Below are 17166 nucleotides of genomic sequence, written 5' to 3'. Positions count from 1 at the left end.
CGGGCGGCAAGCTGCTAGACTGCAGGCATGTCACCCATCTTTCAGAATCAGGCTGCCCCCACCCCGGCGATCGCCCTGTTCCGAGTCGCGATTGTTAACGCTGCGCTATTAATTCTTACCTGCTTCGCCGGGCCATTGCCAGCAAACGCGGATGTTTCCGTCTCCCGGCAGGATTGCGACCGTCTGGTCAAATATCGGCAGCCGCCCGGGGTTGAATATCAGCCCGGTATCGACGCGCATGGCCAGCCCGTGGCGCCCGCCGATCTGGGCGGGGGCTACCAGATCAAACCCCCGGAAACGATCGTCATTCCAATCGAAGTCCTCATTCAGGATCGGTTCCACATCCCCGCCAATTCGGTGCTGTGGAACGCCAAGGCCCAGGTCGGGGTAGTGACCGTCAAAGGGGACCAGGTCTTCTATGAAGGGCAGCTCCTCGGCGATGCCGAAAGCGCCGCCCTCGAACAGCTCTGCCGCGAGCAATTCCCGGCCCAATAGCCCGTGGCCGACCCTGGCGACCGCCGCCCCTGTGGACACGAAAGGGGCCTTTGCCTAAAGTCCCCCGCCAATCGACGCCCCTCTCAAAGCAAGGTCTTTCCATGCGTTCCAGCCAGTTCTTCATGCCGACCCTTCGGGAAAACCCCTCGGAAGCCCAGATCGTCTCGCACCGCCTGATGCTGCGTGCCGGCATGGTGCGTCAGGCCAGTGCAGGCATTTATTCCTGGTTGCCGCTCGGTTTCAAGGTGCTGAAGAATATCGAGCGCATCGTGCGGGAAGAGCAGGACCGGGCCGGCTGCCAGGAAGTCTTGATGCCGACCATCCAGTCGGCCGACCTGTGGCGCGAAAGCGGCCGCTACGACGATTACGGCAAGGAGATGCTGCGCATCACCGACCGCCACGAGCGCGAGATGCTCTACGGTCCCACCAACGAAGAACAGATCACCGAGATCTTCCGCAACGCCGCCAAGAGCTACCGCGACGTGCCGAAGATGCTCTATCATATCCAGTGGAAGTTCCGCGACGAGGTGCGTCCCCGTTTCGGCGTGATGCGCGGTCGCGAATTCCTGATGAAGGATGCCTACAGCTTCGACCTCGACAAGGCCGGTGCCAAGCGCGCCTACAACAAGATGTTCGTCTCGTACCTGCGCACTTTCGCCCGTATGGGCCTGCAGGCCATTCCGATGGCGGCCGACACGGGTCCGATCGGCGGCGACCTCAGCCACGAATTCATCATCCTCGCCGATACCGGCGAAAGCCAGGTCTTCTGCGACAAGAGCTTCATCGAGCGCGACGTGCTCTCCATGGATGTCGATTACGACGGCGACCTCGAGCCGATCGTCCAGCAATGGACGACCGACTATGCCGCCACCGACGAAAAGCACGATGCGGCGAAGTTCGGCGCGTTGCCCAAGGACCGCCAGGTCGAAGCACGCGGCATCGAAGTCGGCCACATCTTCTATTTCGGCACCAAGTATTCCGAACCGCTGAAGGCCCAGGTACAGGCGCAGGACGGCCAGCCCGTCTCGGTGCATATGGGCTCCTACGGCATCGGCGTCTCGCGCCTGGTGGGCGGTATCATCGAAGCCAGCCATGACGACAAGGGCATCATCTGGCCGGAAAGCGTCGCACCTTTCAAAGTCGGCCTCATCAACCTGAAGGCCGGCGATGCCGTCACCACGCCGATGGCCGATGCGCTTTACGCCAAGCTGAAAAAAGCCGGTATCGACGTCCTTTATGACGACCGCGACGTTCGCGCCGGCGAGAAGTTCGCGCAAATGGATCTCATCGGCTTGCCCTATCAGCTCGTCGTCGGTCCGCGCGGCGCGGCGAAGGGCGAGGTCGAGTTCAAGCTCCGCAAGACCGGTGCCGTTGAGGAAATCTCTGCCGAAGCGGCGCTGAAGAAGCTCGGCGCATGATCTTCTCCGCCTTCGAGCGCCTGGTGGCGATGCGCTACTTGCGCGCCCGCCGTCAGGAGAGTTTCGTTTCGGTCATTGCCCTGTTTTCGCTCCTCGGCATCGGTCTCGGCGTTGCCACGCTCATCGTCGTCATGTCCGTGATGAACGGGTTCCGGGCTGAACTGCTCGACCGCATTCTGGGCTTCAATGCGCATCTGTCGATCAGCGCCGATGGCGGGCCGGTTCAGGAATACGACAAGGTTACCAATATCCTGCGCGCCTTGCCCAGCGTCGCGTCGGCAACGCCCATCGTCGAGGGTCAGGTCTTTCTGACGGGCGGTGACGGCGGCGTCGGTGCCATCCTGCGCGGTGTGCGCCTGGAAGATCTCAAGCTGAAGGCATTGATCGCCGACAGCATGGTCGCCGGCACGCTCGACGGGCTGCGCGACCGCGACGGCATCGTCATCGGTCATGCGATGGCCCGCGCGCTGCGCGCCGGCATCGGCACGGAAATCACCGCCATCTCGCCGGACATCAATGTCACGATCGGCGGCGCCATCCCGCGCATGAAGACCTTCAAGGTCGTCGGCATCTTCAATGTCGGCATGTACCAGTACGACAACACCATAGCCTTCTCGACCTTCGAAATGGCGCAGATCTATTTCAAGGTGCGCCAAGGAGCCACGAATATCGAAGTGATGGCCAAGGACATCAACAATCTGCCGCAGGCCAAGGACGAAATCGTGGCCTCCATCGGCGCCGGGTATCACATCGGCGACTGGCAGCAAGCCAATCGCGATTTCTTCACGGCGGTCGAGGTGGAGCGGAACGTCATGTTCCTGATCCTGACGCTCATCATCGTCGTGGCGGCCTTCAACATCATCAGCGGCCAGATCATGATGGTGAAGGACAAGGCGCGGAACATCGCCATCATGCGCACGATGGGAGCGACGCAGGGGATGATCCTGCGCATCTTCCTGCTGTCTGGCGCCAGCATCGGGGTCATCGGGACCATCTTCGGTTGCCTCCTTGGTGTCGCATTCGCCGCTAACATCGAAACCATCCGGCGCGGCCTCGAAGCCCTGTTCAACGTCGATCTTTTCAATCCCGTCATCTATTTCCTCTCCAAGCTGCCGGCGATCGTGGATCCGTGGGAAGTCGTGCTCATTTCGACCATGTCGCTGGTCCTCACCTTGCTGGCCTCGCTCTATCCCGCCTGGCGCGCGGCACGGCTCGATCCGGTGGAGGCACTGCGTTATGAGTAAGGGCCACGCCAACAACGGCGATGTCGTGCTGCAGCTGAAAGGCATCCGGCAGAGCTTTCCGCAGGCGGAAGGCCGGCTGGAAGTCATCCGCAACGCTGACCTCACGCTCAGGCGCGGCGAGATGGTGGCGCTGATCGGCCCTTCGGGCTCCGGCAAATCGACCTTGCTGCACATCACCGGCATGCTGGAAAAGGCGGTGGCCGGCGAGATCGTCATCGCCGGCAAGCCGATGACGGCCGAAAGCGACGATGCCAAGACGGCGGTGCGCCGCCAGACCATGGGCTTCGTCTATCAGCATCACCACCTGCTGCCGGAATTCTCGGCACTGGAAAACGTGGTCATTCCGCAGATGATCGCCGGCAAATCGCGCAAGGCGGCGACGCCGCGCGCCGTCGAATTGCTGACCCGCGTCGGCCTCGGCAAGCGCCTGGATCACCGTCCAGGCAAGCTCTCGGGCGGCGAGCAGCAGCGCGTCGCCATCGCCCGGGCGCTTGCCAACGCGCCCAAGATTCTGCTGGCGGACGAACCCACCGGCAATCTCGACCATCACACCTCGGAAGACGTGTTCGGCATGCTCGGCCATCTGGTACGCGACTTCGGCGTTGCCGCGCTGATCGCGACACACAATCTTGAAATCGCCCAGCGCATGGACCGGATCATTACATTGCGCGATGGAGAATTGGTCGCCGCCTGAATGGGATAGACAGGGTCACCGCCTCGTCACGCAGTGGACCCGAAACTGTCATGAAACGCCGTTATAGCGCCCTGATCGCTTTTGACAGAGGAGGCTCACGCGATGACTGACCGTCATTACCGCATGCCGGTAACCATCAACAACGAAGACGATTCCCACCCGTCGAATCCGAGTGCCGGTCCGGTCATGACCGACCTCATCGCCCAGCGCATGTCGCGCCGCACGGCCTTGAAGGGTCTGCTGGCCAGTGCCGCCATCGGCGCTATCGGTGTCGGTAGCGGTCTCGCGGCCCGCCCGGCCAAGGCGGCGGCGAGCCTCTCATTCTCCGAAATTCCGCATGGCTATGACGAGAACCTGCACATTCCCGCTGGCTACACCGCCAATCCGATCCTGCGCTGGGGCGATCCGATCGTTGCCGGCGCGCCGGACTTCGATCCGGCAAAGCAGGATGCCGCGGCCCAGGCGCAGCAGTTCGGCTACAATAACGATTTCGTTCACTTCGCGCCGCTGCCGGAAGGCTCCGACGCCAGCGATCATGGCCTGCTGATCGTCAATCACGAATATACCGACGCGCATTTGATCTTCCCGGGCTTTGCCGACGGCAAGGCGGCGCTGGCCGCCACCACGGCGGAAATGGCGGCCTACGAGCAGGCCGCGCACGGCCTCTCCGTCGTCGAAATCAAGCGGGAAGCGTCCGGCTGGGCGGTGGTGAAGGACAGCAAGTTCAACCGCCGCATCACGCTGGCCACCGAAATGGAACTGGTCGGCCCGGCTGCCGGCCATGACCGTCTCAAGACCTCGGCCGATGCCAGCGGCACGAAAGTGTTCGGCACGCTCAACAATTGCGCCGGCGGCTGGACGCCCTGGGGCACCATCCTGTCGGCCGAGGAGAACACGCACCAGTATTTCGGCGGCGATCCGGCCGGCACACCGGAAGCCGCCAATGCCAAGCGCATCGGCATCAAGGGCGAACCTTCCTATGCCTGGGGCAAGTTCGAGGATCGCTTCGACATTTCGAAGGAACCCAACGAGCCGAACCGCTTCGGCTGGATCGTCGAAGTCGATCCCTACGATCCCGCCACCAAGCCGGTCAAGCACACGGCGCTCGGCCGCTTCAAGCACGAAGCCGCGACGACCGTCATCAACGGTGACGGCCGCCTCGTCGTCTATACCGGCGACGACGAGCGTTTCGAATATGTCTACAAGTTCGTCAGCAACGGCACCTATGACGCTGCCAAGGGCCGGGCCAACTCTGCCCTGCTCGACGATGGCACGCTTTACGTCGCCAAGTTCGACGCCGACGGCAACGTCACCTGGATGCCGCTCGTCCACGGGCAGGGCGAACTGACCGAGGCCAACGGCTTCCATGGCCAGGCCGATGTGCTGATCGAGGCGCGCCGCGCCGGCGATCTGCTGGGCGCCACCAAGATGGACCGTCCGGAGGATATCGAAGCCAGCGACAAGACCGGCAAGGTCTATGTCGTCCTCACCAAGAACGACAAGCGCAAGGCCGAGCAGGTCGATGCCGCCAACGCGCGCGCCGACAACAAGTGGGGTCACATCGTCGAGATGGTGCCGCCGACGGCGGGTGGCAAAGCCGATCATGCCGCCACCGCCTTCACCTGGAGCGCCTTCATCCAGGCCGGCAATCCGGGCGATGCCGCCCAGGGTGCCGCTTATGGCGGTGCCGTCACCGATGCCGGCTGGTTCGCCAATCCGGACAACGTGGCCTTCGATGCCGCCGGCCGCCTGTGGATCGCCACCGACGGTTTCCCCGACCATGGCGTCCATGACGGTCTCTGGGTGACCGAGACGGAGGGCGAGGGGCGGGCTATCACCCGCCACTTCCTCGGCTGCCCGCGCGGCGCCGAACTCTGCGGCCCGGCCTTCACGCCGGATGGAAAGACGCTCTTCGTCTCCATCCAGCATCCGGGCGACGAAGACGGCAGCAACTTCGCGGCGCCGACCACGCGCTGGCCGGATTTCAAGGACGGCGTGCCCCCGCGCCCGGCCGTCGTTGCGATCACCAAGGACGATGGCGGCGAAATCGGCGCCTGACATGACCCGGTTGTGAGGAAATCGCCCGGCCGGAACCCAGTTCCGGCCGGGCTTTTTCTGTCATGCATCCTTCATGAGTCGGGCGCGTTACCCGTCACAGGCGCCGTCTACGCAGATGCCTCCCCATGCATGACAGGAGGCTTCGATGCCGGACTCACCGCGCGAACTATCGATACCCACTTACGCCGAACTGATCGCCGCGCGCTTTTCGCGCCGCGCGATGCTGCTGGGTGCGGCCGGGGCCGCTGCTGCGTCGGCCATGTCCTTCCGCCTGCCGGGTGCAAGAGCTGCCGCCGGTTCTTCGACGCTGACCTTCCCGGAACTGAAGAAGGTCTACGACCAGACGCATCATGTCGCCCAAGGCTACGATGCCGACATCCTGGTGCGCTGGGGCGAGGCGATCGTCGCGGGCGGCAAGGAGCTTGACGCCGCCAATCAGAACGCCGCCGACCAGGCCAGGCAGTTCGGCTACAATTGCGACTTCATCGGCTATATGCCGCTGCCGCTGGGTTCGGACAATAGCGAGCACGGCCTGCTCTGCGTGAACAACGAATATCCGAACCCGCATGTCATGTTCCCCGGCATGACCGAGGACGACGCGCCGACGAAGATGACACCGGACCAGATCAGGGCGGCCTTCGAATCCTGGGGCCACTCGATCGTCGAGGTCCGGAAAGTGGACGGCAAGTGGCGGACGGTGAAGGATAGCAAGTTCAACCGCCGCATCACCGGCACCACGGAAATCGCCATCTCCGGTCCCGCCGCCGGCCACGAGCTGCTGCGGACATCGGCCGACCCGACCGGCACCAAGGTCTTCGGCACCGGCTACAATTGCTCGGGCGGCGTTACGCCCTGGGGCACGATCCTCACCTGCGAGGAAGGCCTTTCCGACACATTCGGTGGCGATCCCGCCAAGGGCGGCGATCCCAAGCTGCTCGAACGTTATGCCTATGACGGCTCCGACTATTACGGCTTCGCCCGCATCGAGGAGCGCTTCAACCTCGACAAGGAGCCGAACGAACCCAACCGCTTCGACTGGGTGGTCGAGATCGACCCCTATGAGCCGGATGCGATCCCGGTGAAACGCACCGCGCTTGGCCGCATGGGCCACGAGGCGGCAACCTGCATCGTCAACCCGGATGGCCGGATCGTCGTCTATACCGGCGATGACGATTATTTCGAATACATCTTCCGCTTCGTCAGCAGCGGCAAATTCGATCCAGCGAACCGCGCCGCCAACAAGAAGCTGCTCGACGACGGTACGCTCTCCGTCGCCAGGTTCGAGCCTGACGGCACGCTCGCCTGGATTCCGCTGCTGCATGGCCAGAACGGCCTCACGCCGGAGAACGGTTTTGCCGACCAGGCCGAAGTGCTGATCAAGGCGCGCCTCGCCGGCGATACTGTCGGCGCCACCAGGATGGACCGGCCCGAGGATATCGAGCCCAATCCGGTCACCGGCCGCGTCTATGCGGTGATGACCAAGAACAAGAAGCGCAAGGCGGAGGAGATCGACGCCGCCAATCCGCGTGCCGAGAATCTCTACGGCCACATTCTGGAAATGGTGCCGCCGGGCGAGGGCAAGGCGGCCGACCACGCCGCCGATACCTTCAAGTGGGATGTGTTCCTGCTCGCCGGCGACCCGGCAAAGCCGGAGCAGGGCGCCAAGTACAATGAAGGCATCAGCGCCGATGGCTGGTTCGCGGCCCCCGACAATATCGCCTTCGATCCCAAGGGCCGCATCTGGATCGCCAGCGACGGCGCCAACGATTTCGGCATCGCCGACGGTCTCTACGGAGCCGACACGCTGGGCGACGGCCGCGCGCTGCCGCGCTTCTTCTTCGCCTGTCCCACCGGTGCCGAACTCTGCGGCCCGGCCTTCACGCCGGACGGCAAGACCTTGTTCGTGTCGGTTCAGCATCCGGCCGAGGATTCCGAAACGCTCGACAAGGTAACCACGCGCTGGCCCGATTTCGGCGCGGACAGCCTGCCGCGTCCCGCCGTCGTCGCCATCACCAAGCAGGGTGGGGGCGAGATCGGCGGTTGAGACAATTGCGCTCGGTCATCGTCTTGTCATCCCGCTGCAAAGGGCTGGCAACCAGAATCGGTCACGATGCTGTTTAGAGAGGGTGCCTGGTCCCGGCAACGGATCGTCGAGGTTCATTGCCGGGGCCGGGGCATCGCAGGATCGGATGAGGTGCCGTCATGACCGTGCAATCCAAAGTCATCGGAATCGACAGCAAATCGGCCAGTCCCGCTATTGGCCTGTCTCCGGGTCTCCACGAAATCGTCGCCTTGCGCCGCGACCGCTGGCTCGACGAGCCGGAAAGCAGCCCCTTGCTGCATGGCGTCGCCGAACGCAACCGGTCCGACCGCGATGTCGACCTTGCCTGGGAACGGCTGGCCCGCCAGCGCCTGGGCATCGGCACCGCCCTGGTCGATGTCGCCAACGGCCTGGCCTATGCGGTCGATATCGGCACCGAAATCTTCCTTTACCGCGTCGTCGCCGCGCGCGCCCTGGAGCGGCAGCTCAGTCTTGCCGCCCTCATCGAGACGGGTGAAGTCGCGGCGGCCCGCTTCGTCGCCAACGGTATCCTCGAATGGATCCCCGTGGTGCCGGCGCGCGATGTGCAGCAGGTGCGGCGCGACGCGCTGCGCCTCGGTGCGACACCCCTGCGCCGCATCTTCGCTCTGGCGCCGCACAGGGCCAGCGGCGGCCTGCGCATGATCTCGACCGGCGGCGTCGAGCCGCTGACCCTGGATCTGACGCCGCCCAATATAGGCGACCACCGCTATCCGCAGGCCCGCCGTTTCGCCTGGACCGAGCAGGACGCGCCGATGAGCTACGGCTTCGGCACGCCGGCTGCGGAACAGATGCCGGCTGGCCTCGCGGCGCTCTTCTCGCAACCCTGGCAGTAATATCCTCTATTGCCCTTTCCCGTCCCGGCAGGTTCGCCGGGTCAAGCCGAGATAGTCCCCCGAACGATGAATCTCGGTCTCACTGGCCCTCCGTCCTGTCCACGGAGGGCTTTTTCTTTTTTTCGGATAGCGAGACTGGCATCAGCCCCCTCCCAACCTCCCCCCTGAAGGTGGGAGGAGTAACTGTTGCAGCAACCTCGCTCAAAACTCCTCCCACCTTTAGGGGGGAGGTTGGGAGGGGGGCGCCAGGTGACGGATCTTTGCCATCCCCCCTCGCTTCCATCCCCCGATGAATCCCACTAGACTCCCCCCACATCCCACGACTCAGCCGGTCCCGAGATCCCCATGGCGCATGCCGATTTTGTCCATTTGCGCGTTCATTCCGCCTATTCGCTGTCGGAAGGGGCGATCAGGAACAAGCAGCTGGTCGATCTGTGCAGGCGCAATGCGATGCCGGCGGTGGCCGTCACCGATACCGGCAATCTCTTCGGCGCGATGGAATTTTCGAGCTACGCCAAGGATGCGGGCGTGCAGCCGATCATCGGCTGCCAGCTGGGCCTCGCGCGTGAGCGCGACCCGCACCAGATGCAGGTGCCGGCCCCGGACCAGATCGTCCTGCTGGCGCAGAGCGAGGCCGGCTATGCCAATCTCACCAAGCTCTCCAGCGATTCCTACCTGAAGAGCGAGCCGGGCACGGCCCCGCAGGTCTCGCTCGACGATCTTGCAGCACATACCGAAGGGCTGATCGCGCTCACCGGCGGGCCGAAGGGGCTGATCGGTCGGCTGCTGCAGGAAGGACAGGATGCCGCTGCCGAAGCGGCCCTGCGGCACCTTGCCGCCATGTTCCCCGGCCGCCTCTATATCGAACTGATGCGCCACGGCCTCGATGAGGAAACGCGCATCGAGGAAAGCCTCATCAATCTGGCCTACGCGCACAATCTGCCGCTGGTCGCCACCAACGACGTCTATTTCAGCGACGAGGGCATGTATCTGGCGCACGATGCGCTGCTGTGCATCGCCGGCGGCACCTATGTCGCCGAAACCAGCCGCCGCAAGGTGACGCGCGAGCACCGCTTCAAATCGGGTGCCGAGATGTCGGCGCTTTTTGCCGATATTCCGGAGGCGATCGCCAACACCCTGGTCATCGCGCGGCGTTGCGCCTACATGCCGCCGGCGCGGAAGCCGATCCTGCCGGCCTTTTCCGACGGCAAGAGCGAGGACGAGGCCCTGCGCGAAATGGCGCAAAAGGGCCTCGACAAGCGCCTTGCCGCGATGGGCCTCACTGGCGAGGAAGCGCAGAAACCCTATCGCGACCGCCTCGCGTTCGAGCTCGGCGTCATCATCCAGATGGGCTTTCCCGGCTACTTCCTCATCGTCGCCGAGTTCATTCAATGGGCCAAGGCACACGGCATTCCCGTTGGGCCCGGCCGCGGTTCCGGCGCCGGTTCGGTCGTCGCCTGGTCGCTCACCATCACCGATCTCGATCCCTTGCGCTGGGGCCTGCTGTTCGAGCGGTTCCTGAACCCCGAACGCATCTCGATGCCCGACTTCGACATCGATTTCTGCCAGGACCGTCGCGAAGAAGTGATCCGCCACGTGCAGGAACGCTACGGCCGCGACAAGGTCGGGCAGATCATCACCTTCGGCAAGCTGCAGGCCCGCGCCGCCGTCCGCGACGTGGGCCGCGTGCTGCAGATGCCCTATGGCCAGGTCGACCGGCTCTCCAAGCTCATCCCCAACAACCCCGCCAACCCGATCAGCCTCAAGGAGGCGATCGAGGGCGAGCGGCAGCTGCGCGATGCGATGGACGAGGATCCCAGCGTCAAGCGCCTGATGGAAATCGCGCAGAAGCTCGAAGGTCTCTACCGCCACGCCTCGACCCATGCGGCCGGCGTCGTTATCGGCGACCGTGCGCTCGACGAACTGGTGCCGATGTACCGCGACCCGCGCTCGGACATGCCGGTCACCCAGTTCAACATGAAGGATGTCGAAAAGGCCGGGTTGGTGAAGTTCGACTTCCTGGGGTTGAAGACGCTCTCCGTGCTGCGCACCGCCGACAATCTGCTGAGGAAGCGCGGAATAGAACTCGACATCGACCATCTGCCGCTCGATGACGAAAACACCTTCACCATGCTGGGCAAGGGCGACGCGACCGGCGTGTTCCAGCTGGAAAGCTCGGGCATGCGCGACGTCTTGCGCAAGCTGAAGCCCGACCGTTTCGAGGACATCATCGCCGTGGTGGCGCTCTACCGCCCGGGCCCGATGGACAACATCCCCAAATACATCAACTGCAAGCATGGCCGCGAGGCGCCGGACTATCTCCATCCATCGCTCGAAGGAATCTTGAAGGAAACCTTCGGCATCATGATCTATCAGGAACAGGTGATGCAGATCGCCCAGGTCCTGTCCGGCTACAGCCTCGGCGGCGCCGATCTCCTGCGCCGCGCCATGGGCAAGAAGATCAAGGAGGAGATGGAAGCCCAGCGGAAATTGTTCGTCGACGGCGCGGTCGAACGCGGCGTCAAGGCCGAGAAGGCCGCCGAGATTTTCGACCAGGTCAACAAGTTCGCCGGTTACGGTTTCAACAAGAGTCATGCCGCGGCCTACGCCTTCGTCTCCTACCAGACGGCCTGGCTGAAGGCCAACTACCCGGTCGAGTTCTTCGCCGCGTCGATGACTTACGACATGGGCAATACCGACAAGCTCAATGCCTTCCGCCAGGAACTCAACCGCATCGGCATCAAGCTGCTGCAGCCCGACGTCAACAAATCGGAACCGACCTTCGTCGTCGAAGCCCAGGCCGATGGCAGCCTTGCCGTGCGCTACGCGCTGGGTGCGGTGAAGAATGTCGGCCTTGGATCGGTCGAAGCGATGGTGAAGGTGCGCGCCGAAGGCGGGCCGTTCAGGAATCTCGAGGATTTCTGCGAACGCATCGATCCCAAGGGCCTCAACAAGCGGCAGATGGAAAATCTGGTGCTGGCCGGCGCCTTCGACAGCATCAATCCCAATCGCCGCCAGGTGCATGACAGCGTCGAACAGATGCTGCGCCAGTCGCAGGCGGCGCACGAGGCCAAGGGCAGCAGCCAATCCAGCATGTTCGCCGAGACGGCCCAGGTGCGCCTCACCTTGCCGCCGGTGCAGGATTGGCTGCCGACGGAACGCCTGCAGCATGAATTCGCCGCCATCGGCTTCTACCTCTCGGCGCACCCGCTCGATTCATACGGCGCCAGCCTGAAGCGCCTCGATGTCGTCTCCTTTGCCGACCTGCCGCAATGGCTGAAAGGGAGGGGCGCCAGCCGTGCCCGCGTCGCCGGCCTCGTCGTCGGCAAGCAGGAACGTACCTCGCAGAAGGGCAACCGCTTCGCCTTCATCCAATTGACCGATGCCAGCGGCATGTATGAGGCGACGATCTTCTCCGAACGCCTCACCGCCGCGCGCGAAATGCTGGAACCCGGGCGCGCATTGCTCCTCAATGTCGATTGCCGCCAGGACGAGGAAGGCGGCCTCCGCCTCATGGTGAACGAGGTCTCCAGCCTCGATCAAGCGGCCGCCGCCACCGCCGCCGGCCTCAAGATTTTTCTGAAGGACGCGACGCCCGTCGATTCCATCAAGCAAATCCTCGGCAAGGCGGGCAGGGGCAGGGGCCGCATCGAATTCGTCATCGACATCCCCGAACAGAAACGCGAAGTCGACATTGTGCTACGCGACCACATAGCCGTAACCCCCGCCCTCCGCGGCGCCATCCGCGCCATGCACGGGGTTGCTGAAGTGATGGATACGTGACCATGCGAAAATTTTGTCATGGCCCGCTTCAGACGGGCTATCCACGAGTTTGTCGGCGACCGAAGAAAGCAACTCGTGGATGCCCCGCCTGAAGCGGGGCATGACAATTGAGCAATGGGGGGAAATGTACGCTGCTGTCTACATCATGACCGATGCAGCGAATGGCACGCTCTATGTCGGCGTAACGACGGATCTCATCCGTCGGGTGGCGCAGCATCGCGCCGGAGAAATCGATGGCTTTACCAAGCGCTACGGCCTCAAGCGTCTCGTCTATTTCGAACCGCACGACGATATCAACGCTGCCATCCATCGAGAGAAGCGCCTGAAGAAATGGCCGCGCGCCTGGAAGGTTCGGCTGATCGCGCTGGATAATCCTAACTGGAATGACCTGTTCGACGGCCTGTTCGGATAGGTGAGTGGGCTGTCGCCTTACGCTCCCTTGTCATGGCCCGCGCAGGCGGGCCATCCACGAGTTTGTCGGCGACCGAAGAAAGCAACTCGCGCATGCCCCGCCTGAAGCGGGGCATGACAGGGCTGAAGAGGTTTCCTTTTTGTTCTTGACAGCCACATTAGGAATATGATACTAAGAAAGTGTGCACACCTCTCCGCCGAGGCGGGATCGTTTGGTCACCCACGGCGGGAAAGCCGGACCCATGCAATGGCGGGAACTCGCGGTCCCGGCCGGAGCGCCTCGGCCGGTGGTTAACCGGCCTCCCGGATCGGATGGATGAGCGATCCCCCCAGGACCGAGCGGGACAGCCGGTTCTCCAGGACCGGCAGGATGACCGGCTCCCCCGCGGATCGGTTGGGGAAACCGATCCCCCCGGACCGATGGGTGAGCGGTCCCCTTCGGGCGGCAGGCAGCCATCCGGCGTACCGGCCAAGCGATCCCGCGTCGGCGGACATAATTAAGGTAAGGAAATCAATGCATTGAGCCGATAGGGCGACGCCGTTCCCGGAAACCTTGCCATTTCCACCGGAACCTAGTACCTAAGCGCCGCTAACAAACCGCATGCGGGTTCGCGCGCTGGTGGGGAGACATCCCGTCAGACTTCGCTCCGGTGGTCCCTTCTGGGGGCCGCAAAACCCGCAGAGGCTTAACCGGAAAAGGACTTTTGGAATGGCGCTGCCACAATTCAGCATGCGTCAGCTCTTGGAAGCTGGCGTTCACTTTGGTCACCACACCCGTCGTTGGAACCCGCAGATGGCCCCCTATCTGTTCGGCGTGCGCAACGGCGTGCATATCATCAATCTCGAATACACCGCCCCGATGCTCGAACAGGCGATCAAGACCGTGCGCGACATCGCCGCGGCTGGCGGTCGCGTGCTGTTCGTCGGCACCAAGCGCGCCGCCGCCGACAAGGTCGCGGAAGCCGCCAAGCGTTGCGGCCAGTATTACGTCAACCATCGTTGGCTGGGCGGCATGCTCTCCAACTGGAAGACCATCTCGCAGTCGATCAAGCGCCTGCGCGAGATCGAGGAGAAGCTGACGACCAACACCGTCGGCCTCACCAAGAAGGAACTCCTCATGATGACCCGCGACCGCGACAAGCTCGAGCGGGCGCTTGGCGGCATCAAGGACATGGGCGGCCAGCCCGACGTCCTCGTCATCATCGACACCAACAAGGAATCTCTGGCGGTCAAGGAAGCCAACAAGCTTGGCATTCCGATCGTCGCCATCCTAGACTCGAACTCCTCGCCGGAAGGCATCAATTTCCCGGTCCCGGGCAATGACGATGCGATCCGCGCGATCTCGCTCTATTGCGACCTGTTCTCGGGCGCGGTGCTTGACGGTCTGCAGCAGGAAGCGATCTCCTCGGGCGCCGATATCGGCGAAGCCGAGGAACTGCCGGTCGAACAGCTGCCGTCGGTTGACGGCGCTGAAAACGCGGCGTCGGCGTAATTACGCCCCGGCATTGAATGGGGTCCGGGGCATTGCCTGCGCCGGACCCCATTGCCACATCTGATATCACCTTGAGATACCGACTTTAGACGGAAGGAAGAGACCATGGCCGAGATTACTGCGGCACTCGTTAAGGAGCTGCGCGAGGCCTCTGGCGCCGGCATGATGGATTGCAAGAAGGCGCTGGCCGAGAACAATGGCGAAATCGAAGCGGCGATCGACTGGCTGCGCAAGAAGGGCCTTGCCGCCGCCGCCAAGAAGGCCGGCCGCATCGCCGCCGAAGGCCTCGTCGGCGCGGTTGCCGAAGGCAATGTCGGCGCCCTCGTCGAGGTGAACTCGGAAACCGATTTCGTCGCCCGCAACGAACAGTTCCAGGGCTTCGTCTCCGCCGTTTCGCGCCTGGCGCTCAGCCACGGCGAAATCGAAGCGCTGAAGAACGCCAAGCATCCCGAAGGCGGCACGGTCGCCGAGAAGCTCACCAATCTGGTGGCGACGATCGGCGAAAACATGAACCTGCGCCGCTCGCAGCGCCTTGCCGTCGGGAGCGGCATCGTCGCTTCCTACGTCCACAACGCCGCCGCCCCCAGCATGGGCAAGATCGGCGTGCTCGTGGCGCTGGAATCGACCGGCGATGTTGCGAAGCTCCAGGCCCTGGGCAAGCAGCTCGCCATGCATGTGGCTGCCGCCAACCCGCAGTCGCTCAGCATCGCCGAAGTCGACCCGGCCAGCCTGGAGCGTGAGCGCGCCGTCCTGACCGAGCAGGCCCGCGCGTCGGGCAAGCCCGAAGAGATCATCGGCAAGATGGTCGAAGGCCGCGTGCGCAAATTCTACGAGGATGTCGTCCTCCTCGAGCAGCTCTATGTGATCGACGGCGAAAGCCGCGTGAAGCAGGTCGTCGAGAAGGCCGCCAAGGAGATCGGCGCGCCGGTGAAGCTCGTCGGTTTTGCCCGCATGGCGCTGGGCGAGGGCATCGAGAAGGAAGAAAAGGACTTCGCGTCCGAGGTTGCGGCCCAGCTCCGCGCCTGAACCTCAGTTTCGGCGGGCTTCCTGCGCCGCCGAATCGGGGTATAGTTCGGCGGGCGATATCCGAGGGTATCGCCCGCCTGCTGCTGCCAGAGCAGCTGCCCGGCCCCAGGGCCTGGCCACTGAGTGCAAATGACGCAGGGAGAATTGCGTATGTCCAAGGCTGGTGCATCGTCGACGGTCGCTGAAGGTGAACATCCGTCGGTTGCACACGCGCCTGCATCGCCGCCCCCTGGTCTTCTCTACAAGCGCGTCCTCCTGAAAATCTCCGGCGAAGCCCTGATGGGCAGCCGCGATTACGGCCTGGAGCCGGCGACCGTCAACCGCGTCGCCAAGGAAGTACAGGCGGTCCACGCGCTGGGCGTCGAATGCTGCCTGGTCATCGGCGGCGGCAATATCTTCCGTGGCATCGCTGGTGCCTCCGAAGGCATGCAGCGCGCCTCGGCCGACTATATGGGCATGCTGGCCACCATCATGAACGCGCTCGCGATGCAGAACGCGCTTGAGCAATTGGGCGTCGATACCCGCGTTCTTTCCGCGATCCCCATGCAGTCGGTCTGCGAACCCTATATCCGCCGGCGTGCTGTCCGGCATCTCGAGAAGGGCCGCGTCGTCATTTTCGCCGCCGGCACCGGCAATCCCTATTTCACCACCGATACGGCTGCCGCCTTGCGCGCCTCGGAAATGGGCTGCCAGGCGCTCCTCAAGGGGACCAAGGTCGATGGCGTCTACAGCGCCGACCCGAAGTTCCACAAGGATGCCGAGCGCTATCAGCAATTGAGCCACCAGGACGTGCTGGCGCGCGACCTCAAGGTCATGGACGCGACGGCGATCGCCTTGGCGCGCGACAACGGTATTCCGATCATCGTGTTTTCGATTCACGCGCCGGGCATGATGGCCGAGGTCCTGCAGGATCGCGGCCGCTTCACGGTGATCGGCAACCGGCACGAAAAGATTTGAGAGCTAGAGGGTAGGGGAGGGTTCCATGAGCGATCCGCGTCTCGAAGATTACAAGCGCCGCATGGACGGCGCGCTGGAGGCCTTGCGCAAGGAGTTTGCGGGGCTCCGCACCGGCCGCGCCTCGGTGAACCTGCTGGACCCGGTCCAGGTCAGCGCCTATGGCAGTTCCATGCCGCTCAATCAGGTGGGCACCGTGAGTGTGCCCGAACCGCGCATGATCACGGTCCAGGTCTGGGACAAGGGCATGGTGGGCGCGGTCGAAAAGGCCATCCGCGATGCGGGCCTGGGTCTCAACCCGGCCTCCGACGGCACCACTGTCCGCGTACCGCTTCCCGAACTCTCGCAGGAGCGCCGCCAGGAACTGACCAAGGTCGCGCATAAATATGCCGAGCAGGGCCGCGTCGCCGTCCGCAACGTCCGCCGCGACGGCATGGATTTCCTGAAGAAGCAGGAAAAGGACCACAAGATCACCGAGGACGAGCACAAGAAGCTCGCCGACCTGATGCAGAAGCTTACCGACGAGCATGTGAAGAAGGTCGACGAGGTGCTGGCGAGCAAGGAAAAGGAAATCCTGCAGGTCTGATGTGAGCCAGCCCCGCCTCATAGCCGAACCGGTCGCGGCGGTTGGCCAAACCGCCAATGGCGGGGCGCGCCCGCCGCGCCATATCGCCA

Annotated in this window: 13 protein-coding genes; all 13 read left to right on the top strand. The window is 63.7% G+C overall.

The window, feature by feature from the left end; all coding sequences use genetic code 11:
* Positions 1–27 precede the first annotated feature (27 nt).
* The 13 genes from ACE3TY_RS06085 (at position 28) to frr (ending at position 17077) form a co-directional block, all read left to right on the top strand.
* On the top strand, positions 28–495 hold the full coding sequence (locus ACE3TY_RS06085; RefSeq protein WP_374651852.1) for a hypothetical protein: 468 nt from the start codon (positions 28–30) through the stop codon (positions 493–495).
* A 101-nt stretch (positions 496–596) separates the two neighbouring features.
* On the top strand, positions 597–1913 hold the full coding sequence (gene proS, locus ACE3TY_RS06080; protein ID WP_374651851.1) for a proline--tRNA ligase: 1317 nt from the start codon (positions 597–599) through the stop codon (positions 1911–1913).
* Positions 1910–3157, top strand: a complete 1248-nt coding sequence (locus ACE3TY_RS06075) for a lipoprotein-releasing ABC transporter permease subunit (protein WP_374651849.1) — start codon at positions 1910–1912, stop codon at positions 3155–3157. Before proS ends, ACE3TY_RS06075 begins: the two co-directional genes overlap by 4 nt.
* On the top strand, positions 3150–3851 hold the full coding sequence (locus tag ACE3TY_RS06070; RefSeq protein WP_374651847.1) for an ABC transporter ATP-binding protein: 702 nt from the start codon (positions 3150–3152) through the stop codon (positions 3849–3851). The genes ACE3TY_RS06075 and ACE3TY_RS06070 overlap by 8 nt, the downstream gene beginning before the upstream one ends.
* Positions 3852–3953: 102 nt before the next feature.
* Complete coding sequence (locus tag ACE3TY_RS06065; protein ID WP_374651845.1) at positions 3954–5909, top strand: PhoX family phosphatase; 1956 nt, start codon at positions 3954–3956, stop codon at positions 5907–5909.
* A gap of 145 nt (positions 5910–6054) precedes the next feature.
* Entirely contained in the window at positions 6055–7953 is a 1899-nt protein-coding gene (locus ACE3TY_RS06060; protein WP_374651843.1) for a PhoX family phosphatase, read from the top strand.
* A gap of 158 nt (positions 7954–8111) precedes the next feature.
* The gene (locus ACE3TY_RS06055; protein WP_374651842.1) at positions 8112–8825 is read left to right on the top strand and encodes a hypothetical protein; all 714 of its coding nucleotides are present in this window, start codon (positions 8112–8114) and stop codon (positions 8823–8825) included.
* Between the two features lie 345 nt (positions 8826–9170).
* The gene (gene dnaE / locus ACE3TY_RS06050; protein ID WP_374651840.1) at positions 9171–12608 is read left to right on the top strand and encodes a DNA polymerase III subunit alpha; all 3438 of its coding nucleotides are present in this window, start codon (positions 9171–9173) and stop codon (positions 12606–12608) included.
* A 79-nt stretch (positions 12609–12687) separates the two neighbouring features.
* Positions 12688–13020: a GIY-YIG nuclease family protein gene (locus ACE3TY_RS06045; protein ID WP_374651838.1), complete on the top strand. Its 333-nt coding sequence runs from the start codon at positions 12688–12690 to the stop codon at positions 13018–13020.
* 708 nt (positions 13021–13728) lie between these two features.
* The gene (rpsB, locus tag ACE3TY_RS06040) at positions 13729–14511 is read left to right on the top strand and encodes a 30S ribosomal protein S2 (protein WP_374651836.1); all 783 of its coding nucleotides are present in this window, start codon (positions 13729–13731) and stop codon (positions 14509–14511) included.
* Between the two features lie 105 nt (positions 14512–14616).
* Entirely contained in the window at positions 14617–15537 is a 921-nt protein-coding gene (gene tsf / locus ACE3TY_RS06035) for a translation elongation factor Ts (RefSeq protein WP_374651834.1), read from the top strand.
* A gap of 150 nt (positions 15538–15687) precedes the next feature.
* Entirely contained in the window at positions 15688–16494 is an 807-nt protein-coding gene (pyrH, locus tag ACE3TY_RS06030; RefSeq protein ID WP_374651832.1) for a UMP kinase, read from the top strand.
* Positions 16495–16519: 25 nt separating this feature from the next.
* Positions 16520–17077 (top strand): ribosome recycling factor, encoded by a 558-nt coding sequence (gene frr / locus ACE3TY_RS06025; RefSeq protein WP_374651830.1) that lies wholly within the window; start codon positions 16520–16522, stop codon positions 17075–17077.
* Positions 17078–17166 lie beyond the last annotated feature (89 nt).

The sequence above is a fragment of the Dongia sp. genome (assembly GCF_041918875.1).
In the GTDB taxonomy this organism is placed as follows: domain Bacteria; phylum Pseudomonadota; class Alphaproteobacteria; order Dongiales; family Dongiaceae; genus Dongia.
Note: the sequence above shows the minus strand (reverse complement) of the source record. Positions and strands in the feature narration are given on the sequence as shown.

Coding starts and splice junctions, on each gene's coding strand:
- ACE3TY_RS06085 (WP_374651852.1), top strand. CDS start 28: ATGTCACCCATCTTTCAGAATCAGGCTGCCCCCACCCCGGCGATCGCC.
- proS (WP_374651851.1), top strand. CDS start 597: ATGCGTTCCAGCCAGTTCTTCATGCCGACCCTTCGGGAAAACCCCTCG.
- ACE3TY_RS06075 (WP_374651849.1), top strand. CDS start 1,910: ATGATCTTCTCCGCCTTCGAGCGCCTGGTGGCGATGCGCTACTTGCGC.
- ACE3TY_RS06070 (WP_374651847.1), top strand. CDS start 3,150: ATGAGTAAGGGCCACGCCAACAACGGCGATGTCGTGCTGCAGCTGAAA.
- ACE3TY_RS06065 (WP_374651845.1), top strand. CDS start 3,954: ATGACTGACCGTCATTACCGCATGCCGGTAACCATCAACAACGAAGAC.
- ACE3TY_RS06060 (WP_374651843.1), top strand. CDS start 6,055: ATGCCGGACTCACCGCGCGAACTATCGATACCCACTTACGCCGAACTG.
- ACE3TY_RS06055 (WP_374651842.1), top strand. CDS start 8,112: ATGACCGTGCAATCCAAAGTCATCGGAATCGACAGCAAATCGGCCAGT.
- dnaE (WP_374651840.1), top strand. CDS start 9,171: ATGGCGCATGCCGATTTTGTCCATTTGCGCGTTCATTCCGCCTATTCG.
- ACE3TY_RS06045 (WP_374651838.1), top strand. CDS start 12,688: ATGCCCCGCCTGAAGCGGGGCATGACAATTGAGCAATGGGGGGAAATG.
- rpsB (WP_374651836.1), top strand. CDS start 13,729: ATGGCGCTGCCACAATTCAGCATGCGTCAGCTCTTGGAAGCTGGCGTT.
- tsf (WP_374651834.1), top strand. CDS start 14,617: ATGGCCGAGATTACTGCGGCACTCGTTAAGGAGCTGCGCGAGGCCTCT.
- pyrH (WP_374651832.1), top strand. CDS start 15,688: ATGTCCAAGGCTGGTGCATCGTCGACGGTCGCTGAAGGTGAACATCCG.
- frr (WP_374651830.1), top strand. CDS start 16,520: ATGAGCGATCCGCGTCTCGAAGATTACAAGCGCCGCATGGACGGCGCG.